This window comes from Pseudomonas sp. GX19020, assembly GCF_023371075.1.
GTDB lineage: Bacteria > Pseudomonadota > Alphaproteobacteria > Rhodobacterales > Rhodobacteraceae > Pseudogemmobacter.
Genome location: NZ_JAMCCR010000021.1, coordinates 51,700 through 70,338, shown reverse-complemented (window position 1 = coordinate 70,338; position 18,639 = coordinate 51,700). Strand labels below are relative to the sequence as shown.

The following is an 18,639-nucleotide window of genomic DNA, read 5'->3' as shown; positions in this document are numbered from 1 at the left end:
GTGCAGCGTTTCGCCGAGCTAAACGTCTGCTATGGGCCGAATATGGCAACGTGGTCGCGCAGCCTAAGGGTGCCATCTTACGGCTGACCGGAGCCAAGCCGTCTCGATCTCTGCCACCTCAGCCCGTTCAAGGTAAGAAACGCTGAAGACCACATGATCATCTTCAGCAAACTGGTCGACTTCCATCCGCGCAAACGCCGCCGCAACAAACGGATGCTTCACAGCTCTGGCAATCTCGATTCGTCCTATTTCGATCAGTGCCTGCAACCCTTGCTCAATGGCCTCAAACGCACGCGGCTCACCGCGCGTCCCGGACCTTAGCACGCGCTTTGGTGTGACCATGCCAAGGTCGCACAGCCGCCTCGCATCCTTCATACCGATGCAGCCATGAATCTGAAGATTCATAAGCGCGAGCCCAAGCTGATTGTTTGCATCTTCCGGGAAGGTTGAAGATCTCCGCTACATAGGTAGCCGTCGGGTTCGACAGGGGAATATTCTGGCTCTACGTGCTCATCGCGTCGGATGTGGCCGATCAGCGCGTCGTGATGGGAGGTGATCTTGACCTAGGGCAACAAAAAAGCCAGCAGAGCGAGCTCTACCGGCTTCGTACTCGCCCATCGAAGCAGATTTCCAGTAAAATGGACAAACCGCTGTCATTAATGGAAGATCTATCTGGCACTTGCCATGTTTTAATTGGTGGAGCCAAGGAGGATCGAACTCCTGACCTCTTGAATGCCATTCAAGCGCTCTCCCAGCTGAGCTATGGCCCCACCTTGAGGTATCGCTGACTTCACGCCTGCGATGCGGCGTTATTTAGTCTGGGCTTGGGGGAGGTGCAAGAGGAAAAAAGCGCCCTGCGTCACGAAATGATGGATCGGGTCAGCGGGGGCTTCCGGCGGTAAGCCGTTGATCTGCTGGAGTCTGCCGGCGGGCCTTTTGTGAGGATCCGACGCGGTCAGCGGATCCTGAAAATCAGTCCCCGGTATACCCGGGGCGAGGGGGAAGGGTGGCGTTCGATGGGGAGTGAGGCTGGCATTGTGCCGCAAGTGCCCGGATCCCGTGCCCGGGCAATCCGTCTAGCAGAGGGGCGTGGTGATCGGATCCTTTCGCGACCTTGTGGAGAGCCATGCCTGCAATTCTGAGCCGGAGAGGCGTGTAAAAGGCCTGCGCGAGGCCGAGGCGTTCCGGGAGTTTCAGGCGCGAGAGGGATGATCGGTTTGCGAGCAGCGGCCTGAGTTCAGGGGCTGTGCCCCCTGCGCCTGAGCTGCGCGACGGATTTTGTCGATGGATACTGTGGTTCGGGGAGGAGGCGACGTGGGCCTCTCCCTCCCGGGGATCACGCTTTGCAGCAGAAACAGGGTATCGCAGGGCGGGGCAGGGCTGCCATGCCCCGGTCGTTTATAACCAAAAAAGCCACTCCCGATCCGGCCGGATCGGGAGTGGCTTTTTTGCAGGTTGCCGGTATCAGCGGGTGAATTTCTTGTATTTCACCCGTTTCGGCGCTGCGGCATCCACGCCGAGGCGACGGATCTTGTCTTTCTCGTAGTCATCGAAGTTGCCCTCAAAGAACTCGACATGCGCGTCGCCCTCGAATGCCAGAATATGGGTGCAGAGCCGGTCGAGGAAGAAGCGGTCGTGGCTGATGATCACCGCGCAGCCCGCGAAATCCTCGATCGCAGCTTCAAGCGCCTGGAGCGTTTCGACGTCCAGATCGTTGGTCGGCTCATCGAGCAGCAGCAGGTTGCCACCGGATTTCAAGAGCTTCGCGAGGTGGACGCGGTTGCGCTCGCCCCCCGACAAAAGGCCGACCTTTTTCTGCTGATCGGTGCCCTTGAAGTTGAAGGCGCCGACATAGTTGCGCGACGAGAGCTGCGCATCGCCGAGATGGATGATCTCGGCCCCGCCCGAGATTTCTTCCCAGACGTTCTTGTCGGAATCGAGCGCATCGCGCGACTGATCGACATAAGACAGCTTGACCGTATCGCCCAGCTTCACGGTGCCTTCATCTGGCTGTTCAAGGCCAACCAGCATCTTGAAGAGGGTCGATTTCCCGGCGCCGTTCGGCCCGATCACACCGATGATACCGCCCGGCGGCAGGGTGAAGCTCAGATCCTCGATCAGAAGCTTGTCGCCCATCGCCTTTTTCAGACCCTCGACCTCGATCACCTTGCCGCCAAGGCGCGGGCCATTCGGGATGACGATCTGGGCCTTGCCCACCCGGTCTTTAAGCGATGCCTCATCGACCAGCTTGTCATAGGCCTGGATACGGGCTTTCGATTTGGTCTGGCGGGCTTTCGCACCCTGCCGGATCCACTCAAGCTCCTTCTCCATGACCTTTTGCTTGGCTTTATCCTCACGGGCCTCTTGCGCCATGCGCTTGGCCTTGGCTTCCAGCCAGGAGGAGTAATTGCCCTCATGCGGCAGGCCACGGCCGCGTTCCAGCTCGAGAATCCAGGTCGTGATATCGTCAAGGAAGTAACGGTCATGGGTGACCGTCAGGATGGTGCCCTTGTATTCGATCAGGTGTTTTTGCAGCCAGGCAATGGTCTCGGCGTCAAGGTGGTTGGTCGGCTCGTCGAGGAGCAGCATATCCGGCTCTTCAAGGAGCAGCTTGCAAAGTGCCACCCGGCGACGCTCGCCGCCCGAAAGGGTCGAGACATCGGCATCATCGGGCGGGCAACGCAGCGCTTCCATCGCGATGTCGATCTTGCTGTCGAGATCCCAGAGGTTCTCGGCGTCGATCTCATCCTGGAGACGCGCCATTTCCTCGGCGGTCTCGTCGGAATAGTTCATCGCCACTTCGTTATAGCGGTCGAGTTTCGCCTGTTTCTCGGCGACGCCCAGCTTGACGTTTTCACGCACATTCAGCGTCTCATCGAGCTGCGGCTCCTGCGGCAGATAGCCGACTTTGGCGCCCTTGGCGGCCCAGGCCTCGCCCTGGAAATCCTTGTCGAGGCCGGCCATGACCTTCAGCAGCGTCGATTTACCGGCGCCGTTGACACCGACGACACCGATTTTGACGCCGGGCAGAAAGTTCAGATGGATGTTTTCGAAAACCTTCTTCCCGCCGGGATAGGTCTTCGAGACGCCGTCCATGTGATAGACATATTGATAGCTGGCCATGAGGTCGCTCCGAATGGGATTTCCGTGCAGGAATTGGGCAGGATTGGCCCTCATGTAGCGATCCGGACGCGCGGGGGCAAGGCGCGCGCGCCGCGACAGGCCGATCAGACACGCGCCGGAACCGGCATGTGTCGGGGAATTTCCCGGGGTGAGGCGGGGCGGCTGTAGCACAAGGCGGCAGCCTCGCAGGATTGTGTGGCAACGACCGGCGGGAGGCCGAAGATGCGCGGTTGCGTCGCGGCGATAGCCCCGGCAGGATCGCAACCGGTTGAGGCTGGACGGTCCTGGTGATGCGGCGCGGCGATGTGGTTCATGACAGGCAGGGTGCCGGGCTGCCCAGCAGGCTGGCCTGGCGGTGGCATCTGGTCTGTATGGCCGCGGGCATGGGGCTTTTTCTGGCCGGTTGCGGCCCGGCGCGCCAGCCCGCCGAGGTGACGCCGCAGCCGGAGCGCGGGGCGCTCAGCACGACTAAGCCCGTTCCGGGGCCTGCGGCGCTGATCCACGAGGTCGCACGGGGGAAGGGACGGCCAGAGCGGATCACCTATCTCATCCCCGGCGCGCTTTCGACCGCGCATATTTTCGGGACGCTGCGCCGGTCTTCGGGGCCTGGCCATCTGGTGATGGAATACCGCTTTCCGGGGCTCGAGGGCCAGCCGCTCGACCCGCCGATGCGCGTGGCAGAGGTCGCGGCTGCCATCGCGCGCCATGCAGCGCATTATCCCGGCGCCCGGATCGAGATCCTCGGCTTTTCCACCGGCGGCGCCATTGCCATCGAGGCGGCCGGCAGGATCGGGCCGCAGCGCTCCGTTCGCGTCGTGGTCCTGTCTGGGGTGACACCTTTCCCCGGCGCCTACGAATCCGGGGCGCGCGGCATGCTGGCGGTCGGGGCGTCGGCGCTGACGGCGGGCTCGCTGGCGCCGCGCGCGGTCTGGGGCGAATATTACAAAGTGCTGCTTTATGGCTATGGCTGGCGCAAGGACCCGACGATAAGGCGCCTGGCTGAAAGACGGGCGGCACGGGACCGCGATCACCTGATCCTGCCGGTGAAGGGTCTTGGCCGGGCACATACCGGCGATCTGCTGGGCTGGACCCTGTCGCCCGAGGCTGTCCGGTCGGGGGCGACAGTCCTTTTCCTGCATGGCAGCGTCGATCCGGTGTTTTCCCCGGGCGGGGTGGCGCGGCTGGCGAGACGGCTGGATGCCACCCTCTGTGTTGTGCCCGGTGGCGGTCATCTGATGCTGGTCACCCATCCGCGTATCGTCGGGCGGATCGGGGCCTTCCTGAGCGGCACCTGGCAGGCAGAGGAATGCCGCTGAACGCCGGCGCCTCACCGGCGTCGGGAACCCCCGGCGGTTGAATGCGTTGGATCTCTGTCCTGGAACCAATGCGAAAGGAGATCATCATGAAAGGAATTGGCGCCTGGTTGCTGGGTATCCCGATCCCGATCATCATTATTCTCTATCTTTTTGACGTATTCTGATCCGGGTAAGACCAGACCCTGACCTCAGGTTTCTCTGACCGGAGGCTTCCCTGACCAGAGCTGGCCTGCCTGACAATGCAGGCCAGCTCTCTGGGGAAACATGGTGCAAAGCGACGGCGGATCCGCCGCGTGATGATCACCTCACCGCCCTGGAAATCCCCGCGCCACTAACTCCGGAACAGTCCGGCCATTGTTTGCGGGAAGCGCAGGGATTGCGGGGCGTTCAGGCAGACAGCTGCGCCGGACCATGGCAATCGTGACGTTGTTTCCTGGTGGAGTGATGCGCTTCCCGAGTGGCCTTGGGGCGCCGGTTCTGGGTTCAGGTTTTCCGGCCGCTCTCGCACCCTGAGGCCCCGACCCAGGGCAACTTGCGGCAGATTTCAGGGCGCCGAGGGTGCGGCGGTTGCCCGCCGTGATCCGCCGGTAAACCGCGCAAAGCCCAGCTTTCACTTGCCCTTTCCTGCATTTCGGGGCATAGGACAGGTGCGACGTTATCTTCTTTCGACCTGTCTCCGCCATACGGCCTACAGCCATCGACCAAAAAGCTGACTGCGCCAGTCCGCCACATAACGTGGGCGGAGATACGATCAGGAGATCTCACGATGGCCAACGGCACCGTGAAATGGTTCAATGAAACCAAGGGCTTCGGCTTCATCGCCCCCGAGGGTGGCAAGAAAGACGTCTTCGTTCACATCACCGCGCTGGAGCGCGCCGGTCTGCGCGGTCTGAAAGACGGCCAGGCTGTGACCTTCGACATCGAAGCCGGCCGTGACGGTCGCGAATCCGCGATCAATATCGCACTGGCATAAGCCTTCAGGCGCCAGCTGAAAGAGAAAGGGCGGCCCCGTGGCCGCCTTTTTTCATTTGCTGATCCAGCGGTTGCAGTATGGATGCCGCCCGGGCCGGGGGGCTCAGGCGGTCGCCCAGCGGGTCAGATCGCGCAGCGCATGTTCGCAACCGATCCGCAGGCTCAGATCCGAGACCGGTGCCCGCAGCCGGATCGGCTCTTCACGGGCATCAGGGAAGACATGGGTCGGGAAGCCGGCGCTGATCAGCACCACCGGCAGCCGCGAGCGGACCGCCGTGAGGGTACGCGTGACCACCTGCGCCACATCACCGGCACCGAGGCTGTCGCAGTCGAGCACCAGGATATCGCAGTCGCGCGGATCGTCGATCACGACCGAGAGTGCAGTGTAAAGTTCGGTTTCGGTTTCGATCCGTCCCCCCAGAGCCGCCAGCCGCCCGGCGAGTGGCGCGGTTTCGCTGCCGGTGACACAGAGCGCGCGAAACCCATGACCGATCCTGACTGCGCCGCCTAGGTCAAAGGAATGATCAGCCTGCATCGCGGTGTTCCGGGGATAGGGGGATATGCGCAGAGGCCGGGAGGGCTCTCGGCCTGGCTGTTATCTTGCGGTCTGATTGGGCTTATTTCAGGGTTGGATTCAGGAATTTCCGCGTCAGAGCTGCCTTGATGCTGCCATCTTGATTGTGAGGACGGCTCCGTGCAGGCTGGCCGCATAAATAACGGCAGGGAGGCGTAAATGAACCAGCACAGTAATCTGACCCATGAAATCCAGCGCTGTGACCTTGCAGCGGCCTTCCGCTGGACGGTGCGGCTTAATATGCATGAGGCGGTGGCGAACCATTTTTCGCTGGCGATAAACCCGGGCGGAACCCGGTTTCTGATCAATCCGAACGGGCGGCATTTCTCGCGCATCACCGCCACCTCGCTGGTCGAGATCGATGCAGAAGACCCCGATACGATGCAGCGCCCCGATGCGCCGGACCCGACCGCCTGGGGGCTGCATGGCGCCATTCACCGCGCCTGTCCGCATGCGGTCTGTGTGATGCATGTCCATTCGGTCCATGCGACGGTGCTGGCGGCGCTTGAAGACTCGCATCTGCCCGCCATCGACCAGAATTCCGCGATGTTCCATGGCCGCCAGGTGGTTGATGGCCATTATGGCGGCATGGCATTCGAGGAGGAGGGCGCGCGCTGCGCCGAACTGCTCGCCGATCCGAAGATCCACACGCTGATCATGGGCAATCACGGTGTGCTGGTGATCGGCCGCTCGGTCGCCGAGGCCTTCAACCGTCTCTATTACTTTGAGCGCGCTGCCGAGACCTATATCCGTGCCCTGTCGACCGGACGGCCCCTGCGGCTGATGTCGGATGCGGTGGCGGAAAAGACCGCCGCAGAATGGGAGGCCTATCCCGGTTTTGCGAACGCCCATCTGTCCGAGATCCGCGCGATCCTCGACCGCGAGGAACCCGATTACGCCGGCTGAGATGAAACGGCCCGCCTGGTGACAGGCGGGCCGTAACTTCTGACCGATCAGTTGCCGGCGCCGGCTTTGCCGATCCCGGTCTGACGACGGTGTTCCAGCACGCCCTCCAGCCAGCCCAGTTCCATCTCGGGCACGGAGGACAGAAGCAGGTCGGTGTAATCGTCGAAGGGCGGTGCCAGCACATCGCTCTTCTGCCCGTAACGCCGCACTTCGCCCTTATACATCACTGCGATCTTGTCGGCGATGGCGCGCACGGTTGCCAGATCATGGGTGATGAACAGGTAAGCCATCTGCGTTTCGGCCTGCAGTTCCAGCAGCAGTTTCAGGATGCCATCCGCCACCAGCGGATCCAGCGCCGATGTGACCTCGTCGCAGATGATCAGCTTTGGCTTTGCCGCCAGCGCCCGCGCGATGCAGACACGCTGTTTCTGACCGCCCGACAGTTCCGCCGGGTAGCGGTCGGCAAAGCCTTTGCCCATCTCGATCTGGTCGAGAAGCTCCTGCACCCGCTTGTCGCGCGCGCTGCCCTTCAGGCCGAAATAGAACTCCAGCGGCCTGCCGATGATGTTTCCGACCGTCTGGCGCGGGTTCATCGCGGTATCGGCCATCTGGTAGATCATCTGGATCTGACGCAGATCGTCGCGCGTGCGCCCGGCAAAGGCCTGCGACAGCTGGCGCCCGTCAAAACTGATCCGGCCCTTTGACGGCGGCAGGAGGCCGGTGATCGCCCGCGCCAGCGTTGATTTGCCCGAGCCGCTTTCGCCAACCACCGCGAGCGTCTGCCCTGGCGGCAGATCAATCGTGATATTCTTCAGGACATCGAAATTGGTCCCGGCATAACGTGCCGTGACGCAGTCGATCTTCAGAAGCGGCGCGTCTTCGGGCTTTTCCGCATGATCAATGCTGCGGACAGAAACCAGCGCTTTGGTGTAATCCTCGGTGGGGCGGTTGATGATCTGATCGGTGGAACCGAGTTCGACCTTGCGACCTTGGCGCAGCACCATGATCTCATCGGCGACCTGGGCCACCACGGCCAGATCATGCGTGATATAAAGCGCGGCGACGCCGGTATCGCGGATAGCCTCTTTGATCGCGGCCAGAACGTCGATTTGGGTGGTCACATCCAGCGCAGTGGTGGGCTCGTCAAACACCACCAGATCGGGTTTGGGGCAAAGCGCCATCGCCGTCATGACCCGCTGCAGCTGCCCGCCGGAAACCTGATGCGGATAGCGGTTGCCGATGGTCTCGGGCGAGGGCAGGCCGAGCTTGCGAAACAGGGTGATCGCCCGCGCCTGGGCCTCGGATTTCGACATGAGGCCGTGCGACAGGCAGGTCTCGATCACCTGATCCATCAGCCGTTTCGACGGGTTGAACGAGGCCGCCGCCGATTGCGAAACGTAAGTGACCTCTTTCCCCCTGATCTTGCGCAGGGTCGCAGCGGAGGCCGTACGGATCTCGCGCCCGTTCAGAAGGATCTCGCCCCCGGTCAGCCGCACGCCACCACGCCCGTAAGACATGGATGAAAGCCCGATGGTCGATTTCCCCGCGCCGGATTCGCCGATCAGCCCCAGAACCTTGCCCTTTTGCAGCGTCACATCGACGCCATGCACCAGGGTCACGTTCTTTGGCGGCTCGCCCGGCGGGTAAGACGTGGCCTCGATCACGAGACCACGGATTTCCAGAAGCGGCCCGTTATGTCCTGGTCTGTCAGTCATCCGCGGCCTCCTTTCAGGCTGGAGGTGCGCGACAGCACCCAGTCGGCCACCAGGTTGACCGAGATCGCGAGCGCGGCAATCGCCAGCGCCGGCACCATCGCCGCCGAGATCCCGTAGGTCAGTCCGTCCTTGTTTTCCTTCACCATGCCGCCCCAATCCGCCAGCGGCGGCTGCACGCCAAGACCAAGGAAGGAAAGCGTCGAGATGAAGAGTACCGCGAAGATGAACCGCAGGCCAAACTCAGCGACCAGTGGCGACAGCGCATTGGGGAGGATCTCGCGAAAGATCACCCAGGTGCCTTTTTCACCGCGCAGCCGCGCCGCTTCGACATATTCCATCACTGCAATATCCATCGCGACCGCGCGGGCGAGACGGAAGACGCGGGTGGAATCGAGCACCCCCATCACAAGGATCAGGACCGTCAGGTTCAGCGGCAGCACCGACAAGAGAACCAGCGCCACGATCAGCGAGGGGATCGCCATCATCAGATCGCAGATCCGCGACAGGATCTGGTCGGTCCAGCCGCCCTGAACTGCCGCCATGAAGCCAAAGAACGACCCCATCGAGAAAGAGATGACCGAAGCCGCCAGGGCGACAAATATCGTGATCTGGCCGCCTTTGATCAACCGCGAAAGGATGTCGCGGCCAATCGTGTCGGTGCCGAACCAATGCGTGGCAGAGGGGCTTTCCCACTGGCCTCCGACGGGCAGGTCATAGGCATAGGGCATGATCAGATCGGCGAAGATCGCCGAAAACACAAAGACACCGGTGAGGATAAGGCCGATAAGGGCTGAGGGCGGTATTCTCATTTCGGGTGCCTCAGTCTCGGGTTGGCGATGATCGAGGTCACATCGGCGATGATGTTCAGTCCGATATAGACGGCGGCAAAGATCAGCCCGACGGCCTGCACCACCGGCAGGTCGCGTTTGGTCACATGGTCGACCAGATACTGGCCGAGCGCGTTATAGGAGAACACCACTTCGACCACGACAACGCCGACCACCAGATAGGCGAGGTTGATCGCCACCACCGAGATCACAGGCGCGATGGCATTGGGGAAGGCATGTTTCCAGATGATCGTCATGGGCGAGAGGCCCTTCAATTCGGCCGTCTCGATATAGGCCGATTGCATGACATTGAGAATCGCGGCGCGGGTCATCCGCATCATATGCGCGAGCACCACCATCACGAGGACGATCACCGGCAAAGCCACGGCCTGCAATTTCGCCCAGAAGCTCATGCCGGGAAAGACGATGGCGACCGGCTGGAAGACCGGGAAGACGATCGTGAGCAGGTAAATCACGAAATAGGCGGCGACGAATTCCGGCAGACTGATGGTGGTCAGCGTCACCGCCGAGATCACCTTGTCGGGCCAGCGGCCGGCATAGCGGGCAGCCACCGCGCCAAGGATCAGCGCCAGCGGCACCGCGATCATGGCGGCGCATCCGGCCAGAAACAGCGTATTCCCCAGGCGTTGCCCGATGGCCTGCGCGATATCGACACCATTGGTGAGGGCCTTGCCCAGATCGCCGGTCATCACCCCGCCGAGCCAGTTAAAGTAACGCGTCAGCGCGGGCTGATCGAGCCCCATCTGCGCGCGCAGGTTCTCCAGCGCCTGGGGCGTCGCGGACTGGCCGAGAATGGCCTGCGCCGTATCACCGGGCAGGGCTTCGACGCCGAGGAAGATCACTGCCGAAACCGCCAACAGCAGCAAGAGGCCCAGCGCGATGCGCTGGACCAGAAGTTTCAGGATTGGATGCACCGATGCGTCCTCAGACCAGCCAGCACTTGGACGGAGCGCGGTAGTTCATCATCTCGGCATTCGGATCGTCCACCCAGCCGCCGATTTCATTCGACCGGATACCTGCCACGAATTCGTTGAACATCGGCAGGATCAACCCGCCCTCGTCCCGCACAATATGCGCCATTTCCGAGTAATCGGCCTTGCGCTTGGTCTCGTCCAGCTCTGCCCGGGCCGCCAGCAGCAGCTCGTCAAATTTGGCGTTCTTGAACCTGGTGTCATTCCATTCCGCCGTGGACAGGTAAGCGGTGGAATACATCTGGTCCTGGACCGGACGGCCCCCCCAGTAGCTGGCGCAGAAGGGCTGCACATTCCAGACATTGGTCCAGTAGCCGTCATCGGGCTCGAGCTGGATCTGCAGCGGAATGCCGGCGGCCTGGGCCGAAGCGGCAAAGAGGTTCGCCGCGTCAACCGCGCCGGGGAAGGCGCCCGGCGCGGTGCGCAGGATGATCGGGCTGCCGTCATGGCCGGATTTGTCATAGGCCGCTTTGGCCGCCGCCGCGTCATATTCGCGCTGGGGAATGCTGTCGTCGAACAACGGATAGGCCGCATTGATCGGGAAGTCATTGCCCACAGAGCCAAGCCCGCCCAGCACCTTTTCCACCATTTCGTCGCGCTTGACCGCAAGCTTCAGCGCGGTCCGCAGATCGTTATTGTCAAAGGGCGCCGTGTCGACATGCATGATGAAGACGTAATGGCCACGCCCGATTGCGCGCCGTACCTCGACACCGGGCGCGCCGGCCAGAAGCTGCGCGATTTTCGGGTCGATCCGGTTCATCATATGAACCTGGCCCGATTGCAGCGCGGCGGTCCGGGCGGTGTTGTCATTGATCGAGAGGATCTCGACCGTATCGGCGTGACCCATATTCGGGTCCCAGTAATTCGGGTTCTTTTGCAAAACGTAGCGGACACCCGGCTCGAAGGTCTCGAGGATATAGGGGCCGGCGCCGATGCCGGCATTGGGGTTGTCGTAACCGCCACCGGGCTGGATGATCAGGTGGTAATCGGTCAGCAGATAGGGAAGGTCGGCCGAGCCCGCATCAAGTGTCAGCGTCAGCTTGTCGCCTTCCGCCTTCATATCGGTGATGCCCTTGACGATCCCGAGCGCGCCCGATTGCGCCTGTTCATCGGTATGGCGCTTGAAGGTCGCCAGCACGTCTTCGGTGGTGACCGGCGCCCCGTTCGAGAAGGTCAGCCCCTGGCGGATCTTGAAGGTCCAGACCTTCGAATCCGGGCTCGAAGAAGCCTCTTCGCCGATCCGGAAATCAATGGTTCCGTCGGGGTTCATGTCAACGAGCTGCTCGCCCCATTGCGCATTGCCGACCTGCGGCACGACCGAAGCCGCCAGCGCCGGATCCAGCGTATTGGTGCTTTCGCCGCCCGCAAGGCCCACACGGATGGTGCCGCCTTTCTTCGCCTCGGCCTGGGCCGCTTTGGTGAACAGCGCCGAGGCCAGCGCGGCAGAGACCCCCATCGCGGTGGTCCGGCCGATGAATTCGCGGCGGTTCATTTTGCCGGCGCGGGCACGGGCGACCATCCAGTCGAGTTTCTCGGACATTCATTTTCTCCCTGTCGGTTTTCTGTCGGTTTTTCTCCGGTCCGCCTTTTGGCATCACCGGATTCTGTTTTTGATTATTGAGTCAATAAAAGCGCGAAGCGGGGCATCGGGCAAATGTTTTCGTTGCGGACAAACCCTGCGGTTGTCCGTCGAGACCAGACAGAGGCAGATGCCCCGGAATATATCAGTCTCTGGTTGTCCATGCTGGCCGCACCGGTTCCGGCACAACCGCGATGGTGTGAAAGATGAGGCGGGGCAAAGCTGCCCCAGGGCCAGGCCCGTCTGTCTTCAACCATATCGCGGCAAACATAAACGCGCGCCTTCCAGGAATGCAACCCATTGGCAGAAAAGACCTTCCTGGCGCGGTTTTCGCCAGCACCGTAAGCGCCGGACCGATCCGGCTGCTGCCGGCATGGCACCCTTGCGGGCGATATGGCCCGCTTTGCCTCGGTGATGCTGTCTTGCCAGGAATGCGACATGGCTGCCTTTCAGAAGGGAGCGCGTAAGCCCGAGTAAATCCACGATCCTTCCGAAAAGTAGCCTGAAAGCGGCAGGTCTTTGTCTGAGAACGCCCTCGCACCCGGGGCGAGCCGGAAATGATCTTGCGCCGCGCCGGAACACGCGCCACCAAATTGCGAAATCAATACCGTCTGCAGGGGAATGAAGATGAATGCGCGTCCGAATATTCTGATCCTGATGGTCGATCAGCTGAACGGAACGCTGTTTCCCGATGGCCCGGCTGCCTTCCTCCATGCGCCCAATCTCCGGAAGCTGGCGGCGCGATCGGTGAGATTCGCAAACAGCTATACCGGCAGCCCGCTTTGTGCGCCGGGGCGGGCTTCATTCATGTCAGGCCAGCTGCCGCGCCGTACCCGCGTCTATGACAATGCCGCCGAATTCACCTCGGATATCCCAACCTATGCCCATCATTTGCGCCGCGCCGGCTATCAGACCGCGCTCTCGGGAAAGATGCATTTCGTTGGCCCCGATCAGCTGCACGGGTTCGAAGAACGCCTCACCACCGATATCTACCCCGCTGATTTCGGCTGGACGCCCGACTATCGCAAACCCGGCGAGCGGATCGACTGGTGGTATCACAATCTTGGCTCGGTCACCGGGGCGGGTGTGGCCGAGATCACCAATCAGCTGGAATATGATGACGATGTCGCCTTCCAGGCGGTCCAGAAGCTCTATGATCTTTCGCGCGGGGGGGATGCGCGGCCCTGGGCGATGACCGTCTCTTTCACCCATCCGCATGACCCCTATGTCGCGCGCCGCAAATACTGGGATCTTTATGAAGGCGCCCCGGAATGCGAGCCGCCCGGGACCATCCCTTTCGACCGGATGGATCCCCATTCGCAGCGTCTGATGCAGGCCTGCGATTTCCAGGCCTTTGACATCACGCCTGACCATATCCGCCGCGCCCGGCAGGGCTATTTCGCCAATATCTCCTATATCGACGACAAGATCGGCGAGATCCTCGATGTGCTTGAGGCCACGCGCCAGGAGGCGGTGGTGTTCTTCGTCTCGGATCACGGCGATATGCTGGGCGACCGGGGCCTTTGGTTCAAAATGAACTTCTTCGAGGGCTCGGCGCGGGTTCCGCTGATGATCGCGGCGCCTGGCCTTGCGCCTGGCCTCGTGGAAACACCGGTCTCGACCATCGACGTGACGCCGACGCTTTGCGCGCTGGCGGGGATCGACATGTCAGAGGTGATGCCGTGGACTGCAGGAGTTGATCTTTTGCCGGTCGCCGCCGGGGCGGCGCGCGGCCCGGTCGCGATGGAATATGCGGCCGAGGGCTCGATTTCGCCGCTGGTCTGCCTGCGTGAGGGGGCCTGGAAATATATCCGATGCGCCGCGGATCCCGATCAGCTTTATGACCTCGCCCATGACCCGCTGGAGCGCCAGAATCTGGCCGACGACCCACGCGCGGCGGAGGTGCTGGCCTGGTTCCGGGCCGAGGCCGATCAGCGCTGGGATCTGGCGGCTTATGACGCCGAGGTGCGCGAAAGCCAGGCCCGGCGCTGGGTGGTCTATGAGGCGCTGAGAAACGGGGCCTGGTTCCCCTGGGATCACCAGCCGCTCCGCGCCGCGTCCGAACGTTACATGCGAAACCACATGGATCTCAATGTGCTGGAGGATTCGAAACGGTTCCCGCGCGGCGAATGATCCCTCGCCCGGCAGCCGTGTTTTCAGCAAATCTTCACAATGCTGTTATCAGGTGATCCCGTTCCGGCGGCTGTGCGATCCGCGCCGGATAAGGTAAACACAGGCGGCATAACCGGGGGAATCGGTCAGTGATTTCAAGACGTGGATTGCTTGCGGCGATGCTCGCCAGCGCGGCGCTGCCGGCTTGCGGCGAGGTGATGACCTCTTCGCCGCGTCCGAAACTCAGAGGCGATGACCGGGGCGCCGGCAAAGCGGCGCCGGGGCAGAAACCCGCTGTGACCACCGATGCCGAGGCGCTTGTCCAGGCGGCAAAACTTACGGGAACGGTCGGTTTCGTGCTGATGGACGCGAAAACCGGCGCGGTGCTGGAAGGGCGCGAAGCGGGGACCGCCCTGCCGCCGGCCTCGGTGACCAAGGCAGTCACCGCGCTTTATGCGCTGGAAAAGCTCGGGTCAGGTCGGCGTTTTGTCACGCGTCTTCTGGCCACGGGCCCGATCCAGGGCGGCGTGATCCAGGGCGATCTGGTGCTGGCGGGCGGCGGCGATGCCACGCTGCAGACCGATCAGCTGGGAGATCTGGCGGCTCGCCTGGCCAAGCGCGGCGTCAAGGGCGTCTCGGGGCGGCTGCTGTATTGGGAGGGCGCACTGCCCTATGCCGCGCATATCGCCGCTGATCAGCCGGACCAGGTTGGCTATAACCCGGCGCTGTCCGGGCTGAACCTGAATTTCAACCGCGTGCATTTTGAATGGAAAAAGGCCGGCGCAGACTGGTCGGTCGCGATGGATGCCCGGGGTGAACGGTTTATCCCCCAGGTTTCGATGGTCGGGATGAAGGTCGCCAGTCGCGAGACGCCGCTTTACACTTATAAAGGCGGCGCTTCTCGCGAGGACTGGACGGTTGCCTCTGGCGCGCTTGGCAAGGGGGGCTCGCGCTGGTTGCCGGTGCGGCTGACCGGGCTTTACACCACCGAGGTCTTCCGCACCCTTGCGAAAGCCCAGGGCGTGACCCTGCCGGAAGGTCAGGCAGTCCAGGCCCTGCCGCGCAGCGACGAGCTTGCGCGGGTAGAGAGCGAGGCGCTTCCCGAAGTGCTGCGCGGTATGCTGCGCTGGTCCACGAATATCACCGCCGAATGTTCGGGGCTGAGCGCTTCGGGCGCCGGGAGTATCGCCGCCTCTGGCCAGGCCATGACGGCCTGGGTGCGGCAGAGCTTTGCTGTCGGTGCGAGCTTTGCCGACCATTCGGGCCTCGGTGGCGCTTCGCGGATCTCGGCGCAGGATATGGCGCAGATCCTGCTCCGCGCAGCCCGTGACGGGCGCGGCCTGAAGCCCATCCTCCGCGATGTCGGTATGAAAGACGCGCAGGGCAAGGTGATCAAAGGCCATCCGGTCAAGGTCATGGCGAAATCCGGCACGCTGAATTTTGTCTCGGCTCTGGCGGGCTATATTACCCCCCCCGGCGGACGCGAGATGATTTTTGCGATCTTCACCGGAGACCCTGCGCGCCGTGACGCTGTGCCGGTCTCCGCGCGCGAGAACCCGCCCGGATCCGAAGCCTGGATCAGCCGCTCGCGCAAGCTCCAGGGGCAGCTGATCAGCCGCTGGGCCTCGCTTTACGCCTGACATCAGGGGCGCGGGAGGAAGCCCCGCGCCCGGTTTTGCCTGACGACCCTCGTCAGTTTCGCGAGGCGAGCCCTATTTCGCGAGGCTCTGCGCCAGCCGCATCAGGGTCACCGCTTCGATCCGGTAGCCGAATTCATCCGCACCGCGCGCTGCCAGCGCAAGTTTGATCGCATCGTCATAGCCCCAGTCGCCGGTATAGGCAGAACCCTGCAAAAGCTGGCCAAAGCCGGCAATCGCGGCCGCAAAACGGGTCTCGTCAGAGGCCGGTTCCAGCCCGGTGATCGGGGTTTCCTTCAGCTGCGAGATGCTTTCCCCCGGCTCTTTCCAGCGCAGCCGCAGAAAGCCCATCTCATCACTGCCGCCGCCGCTCACCGCTCCGGAGGAGCCATAGCGCAGCGGGTCGTTTTTCAGGCCCGCCGAACCCGGTGCCGTCACCTCATAGATCGCCGTGACCTGCAGGCCCGCGCCGATCTCACCGGCATCCACCTTGTCATTGTTAAAGTCTTCCCGCGCCAGCGCCCGGGTCTCATAGCCGATCAGCCGGTATTCCGCGACCTGGGCCGGGTTCCACTCGACTTGCACTTTTACATCATCTGCAATGGGGAAAAGTGCCCCTGTCAGCTGGTCAACCAGCACTTTTCGCGCTTCTGACAGGCTGTCGATATAAGACGCCGTGCCGTTGCCGTTCTGCGCCAGCGCCTGCATCACCGCGTCATCCAGATTGCCGCGTCCAAAGCCCAGCACCGACAGATAGGTGCCGCCCGCGCGCTTCTTCGCGACATAGGCCTCAAGCCCCCCGGGGTCCGACACACCGACATTGAAATCGCCATCGGTCGCCAGCAGGATACGGCTGACCTCACCTTCGCCCGCCATCTTCGCGGCCAGCTGATAGGCCTGTTCCAGCCCTCCTGCTCCGGCGGTCGAGCCGCCTGCCGACAGGCTGTCGAGCGCGTTCAGGATCTTATCGCGCTCGCTGGCCGGGGTCGGCTCCAGCACGGCCCCGGCGGATCCGGCATAGGCGACGATGGCGACCTGATCCTCGGGCCGCAACTCAGGCAGCATCAGCGCAAGCGACTGCTTCAGCAGCGGCAGCTTGTTCATGTCCTGCATCGATCCCGAAGTATCGACCAGGAATACAAGGTTCAGCGGTGGCCGGGCGGCGATTTCGGGCAGTGCGCCCTGCAGGCCGATGGTCACCAGCCGCGTCTCCGGGTTCCAGGGCGTCGGCATGACCGCGACCGTGGTGGCGAACGCCTCATCCCCCTCGGGTGCGGCGTAAGCATAGGGGAAATAGTTCACCATTTCCTCGACCCGCACCTGTTCCGGCGCGGGCAGTATGCCTGCGTTCAGGGTCGAACGGATCACCGACCAGGACGCCGTGTCGATATCGGTCGAAAAGGTCGAGACCGGTTCTTCCACGGTGACTTTGACCGGATTGGCCACCGCATTGGCATAGGTCTCGGTCGAAGGGGCAGGGGCGGGCAGATAGGCCATGTCTCCTGCGGGCATGATGCCGTTCGACATGCGCAGGCGTGCGTCATTCATCGGCTGCGAGGGCGCCTCCGCCAGCATCTCGACTGCAGAGGAGGCTGCAGCCGCATATTCAGCCTGGTCGACAGGAACGGCTTCTGCTGTAGTCCGTGCTGCGGCCTCCGGTTGCGGATTTTCTCGCTGGGGCGCTGGTTTTGGGGAGCCCCCTTGGGCAGGCGCCTCATCTGCGGCAATTTTGGCCGCGGCCTGGGGCGCGGGGGCTGGTTCCGTGACGACCGGAGCCTCCCCGGCTGTTACGTCCAGGGAGGATGCGGTAAGCGCCGGTTCGGGGGCAGGCGCCTTCTGGGCGGGGATATTGCCGCCCGGGCTTACAGCTCCGGTGACGCCCGTCGTGCCGCCGCCGATCCCGGGAATATTGCCCAAAGGCAGAAAAATCGCCACGCCGACCACCAGGGCCGCCGCCGAAGTCGTTGCCAGCAAGGCCGGCTTTGCGGTGAGAAATTTCATCATCTGTCGCACTCCACCAAAGAAGCCCGCCTGGCGGGGCGCATCTGCCCCCGGGCGGTCTTCCTTGTGACGCGACGCTTCCCCCGATCCCTGGAGCCGGTCGAAATTTTCCATCGCCAGGGTCAGAGCACGGGTGCGGGCCTCGGGGTCCGAAGCCGGCGCGCGTTTCAGCGCGGCACGCAGATCATTCAGCTCATCGGTCATTTTCCGACCTCTCTTGCCGCGATCACCCGCAGGCGTTTTTTGACCTCTGACATCCGCCAGCTGATGGTCCCCTCGGTCACGCCAAGGACCTCTCCGGCCTGGGCCTGGGTCATTTCCTCGCCCAGGACCAGCGCCACCGTGTCCCTGAGTTCAGAAGACAGCTGCGCCATGGCCTGATGCAGCCAGATCTCGGCCTCGCGCCCGGTTTCGATCTCGTCCTGGCGCGCGAGTTCCCAGTCGCCCCAGCCCTCGGCCGCCTTTGAGCGCGTCGCCTGGCGGCGGCGCTGATCATGGGCGGCATTGACGACAACGCGGTAAAGCCAGGTGGTGAACCGCGCCTCAGAGCGCCAGTTCCTGAGTTTCACCGGCAGTGCGGCGCAGATATCCTGCGCCAGATCCTCGGCGTCAGAGCGGTTGCCGCTCAGCCGCCAGGCCAGGCCGAAAATGCGGTCGTAATGCCGTGCAACAAGGGTCGCAAAGGCTGCGCGGTCGCCTTCGGCCGCGGCGCTGGCAAGGGTTTCGTCGGGCGTATCCATCAGCATGGTGCTAATCAGACGCAGCCCGGCTGGCAATCCCTGGAGGCGCGGCGCATTTTTTTCCGCAGCGGCCATCTGGTTCTCCGGCTTTGCCGCCTTGTCGCACCGGCGGCTTTGCAGCAGGCTTCCCGCGCGGAACCGCGCC

At 62.9% G+C, this 18,639-nt stretch carries 14 protein-coding genes and 1 tRNA gene; 6 read left to right on the top strand and 9 right to left on the bottom strand.

Annotated features, from left to right (window positions below):
* The first annotated feature begins 153 nt into the window (after window positions 1-153).
* Window positions 154-321: a hypothetical protein gene (locus M3484_RS21705; RefSeq protein WP_249499207.1), complete on the top strand. Its 168-nt coding sequence runs from the start codon at window positions 154-156 to the stop codon at window positions 319-321.
* A gap of 373 nt (window positions 322-694) precedes the next feature.
* Here M3484_RS21705 and M3484_RS21700 read toward each other — a convergent pair.
* Together M3484_RS21700 and ettA are read right to left on the bottom strand one after the other, a co-directional pair.
* Window positions 695-770, bottom strand: a tRNA-Ala gene (locus M3484_RS21700).
* Between the two features lie 694 nt (window positions 771-1,464).
* On the bottom strand, window positions 1,465-3,123 hold the full coding sequence (ettA, locus tag M3484_RS21695; RefSeq protein WP_092899362.1) for an energy-dependent translational throttle protein EttA: 1,659 nt from the start codon (window positions 3,121-3,123) through the stop codon (window positions 1,465-1,467).
* Between the two features lie 290 nt (window positions 3,124-3,413).
* Between ettA and M3484_RS21690 the strand changes: the two genes are divergently transcribed.
* Together M3484_RS21690 and M3484_RS21685 are read left to right on the top strand one after the other, a co-directional pair.
* Window positions 3,414-4,439 (top strand): alpha/beta hydrolase, encoded by a 1,026-nt coding sequence (locus tag M3484_RS21690; RefSeq protein WP_249499206.1) that lies wholly within the window; start codon window positions 3,414-3,416, stop codon window positions 4,437-4,439.
* Window positions 4,440-5,205: 766 nt separating this feature from the next.
* Window positions 5,206-5,412, top strand: a complete 207-nt coding sequence (locus M3484_RS21685) for a cold-shock protein (RefSeq protein WP_092899358.1) — start codon at window positions 5,206-5,208, stop codon at window positions 5,410-5,412.
* 102 nt (window positions 5,413-5,514) lie between these two features.
* Here M3484_RS21685 and M3484_RS21680 read toward each other — a convergent pair whose 3' ends face one another.
* Entirely contained in the window at window positions 5,515-5,946 is a 432-nt protein-coding gene (locus tag M3484_RS21680; protein WP_249499205.1) for a hypothetical protein, read from the bottom strand.
* Between the two features lie 198 nt (window positions 5,947-6,144).
* Here M3484_RS21680 and M3484_RS21675 point away from each other — a divergent pair, with 198 nt between their 5' ends.
* Window positions 6,145-6,891: a class II aldolase and adducin N-terminal domain-containing protein gene (locus M3484_RS21675; RefSeq protein WP_092899354.1), complete on the top strand. Its 747-nt coding sequence runs from the start codon at window positions 6,145-6,147 to the stop codon at window positions 6,889-6,891.
* Between the two features lie 47 nt (window positions 6,892-6,938).
* Here M3484_RS21675 and M3484_RS21670 read toward each other — a convergent pair whose 3' ends face one another.
* Genes M3484_RS21670 through M3484_RS21655 form a run of 4 tightly spaced genes read right to left on the bottom strand, consistent with a single transcriptional unit; the run spans window position 6,939 to window position 11,965 of the window.
* Complete coding sequence (locus M3484_RS21670; protein ID WP_249499204.1) at window positions 6,939-8,606, bottom strand: ABC transporter ATP-binding protein; 1,668 nt, start codon at window positions 8,604-8,606, stop codon at window positions 6,939-6,941.
* Entirely contained in the window at window positions 8,603-9,415 is an 813-nt protein-coding gene (locus tag M3484_RS21665) for an ABC transporter permease (protein WP_249499203.1), read from the bottom strand. Before M3484_RS21665 ends, M3484_RS21670 begins: the two co-directional genes overlap by 4 nt.
* Window positions 9,412-10,368: an ABC transporter permease gene (locus M3484_RS21660; RefSeq protein WP_092899348.1), complete on the bottom strand. Its 957-nt coding sequence runs from the start codon at window positions 10,366-10,368 to the stop codon at window positions 9,412-9,414. The genes M3484_RS21665 and M3484_RS21660 overlap by 4 nt, the downstream gene beginning before the upstream one ends.
* A gap of 10 nt (window positions 10,369-10,378) precedes the next feature.
* Window positions 10,379-11,965 (bottom strand): ABC transporter substrate-binding protein, encoded by a 1,587-nt coding sequence (locus tag M3484_RS21655; RefSeq protein WP_092899346.1) that lies wholly within the window; start codon window positions 11,963-11,965, stop codon window positions 10,379-10,381.
* Window positions 11,966-12,631: 666 nt separating this feature from the next.
* Between M3484_RS21655 and betC the strand changes: the two genes are divergently transcribed.
* Both betC and dacB read left to right on the top strand, forming a co-directional pair.
* Window positions 12,632-14,137, top strand: coding sequence for a choline-sulfatase (gene betC / locus M3484_RS21650; protein WP_249499202.1), 1,506 nt, complete (start codon window positions 12,632-12,634; stop codon window positions 14,135-14,137).
* A 128-nt stretch (window positions 14,138-14,265) separates the two neighbouring features.
* Window positions 14,266-15,756 (top strand): D-alanyl-D-alanine carboxypeptidase/D-alanyl-D-alanine endopeptidase, encoded by a 1,491-nt coding sequence (gene dacB, locus M3484_RS21645; RefSeq protein WP_249499201.1) that lies wholly within the window; start codon window positions 14,266-14,268, stop codon window positions 15,754-15,756.
* A gap of 72 nt (window positions 15,757-15,828) precedes the next feature.
* Here dacB and M3484_RS21640 read toward each other — a convergent pair whose 3' ends face one another.
* Window positions 15,829-17,958, bottom strand: a complete 2,130-nt coding sequence (locus M3484_RS21640; protein ID WP_249499200.1) for a vWA domain-containing protein — start codon at window positions 17,956-17,958, stop codon at window positions 15,829-15,831.
* Complete coding sequence (locus M3484_RS21635; RefSeq protein WP_249499199.1) at window positions 17,955-18,569, bottom strand: RNA polymerase sigma factor; 615 nt, start codon at window positions 18,567-18,569, stop codon at window positions 17,955-17,957. Before M3484_RS21635 ends, M3484_RS21640 begins: the two co-directional genes overlap by 4 nt.
* Between the last annotated feature and the right edge of the window lie 70 nt (window positions 18,570-18,639).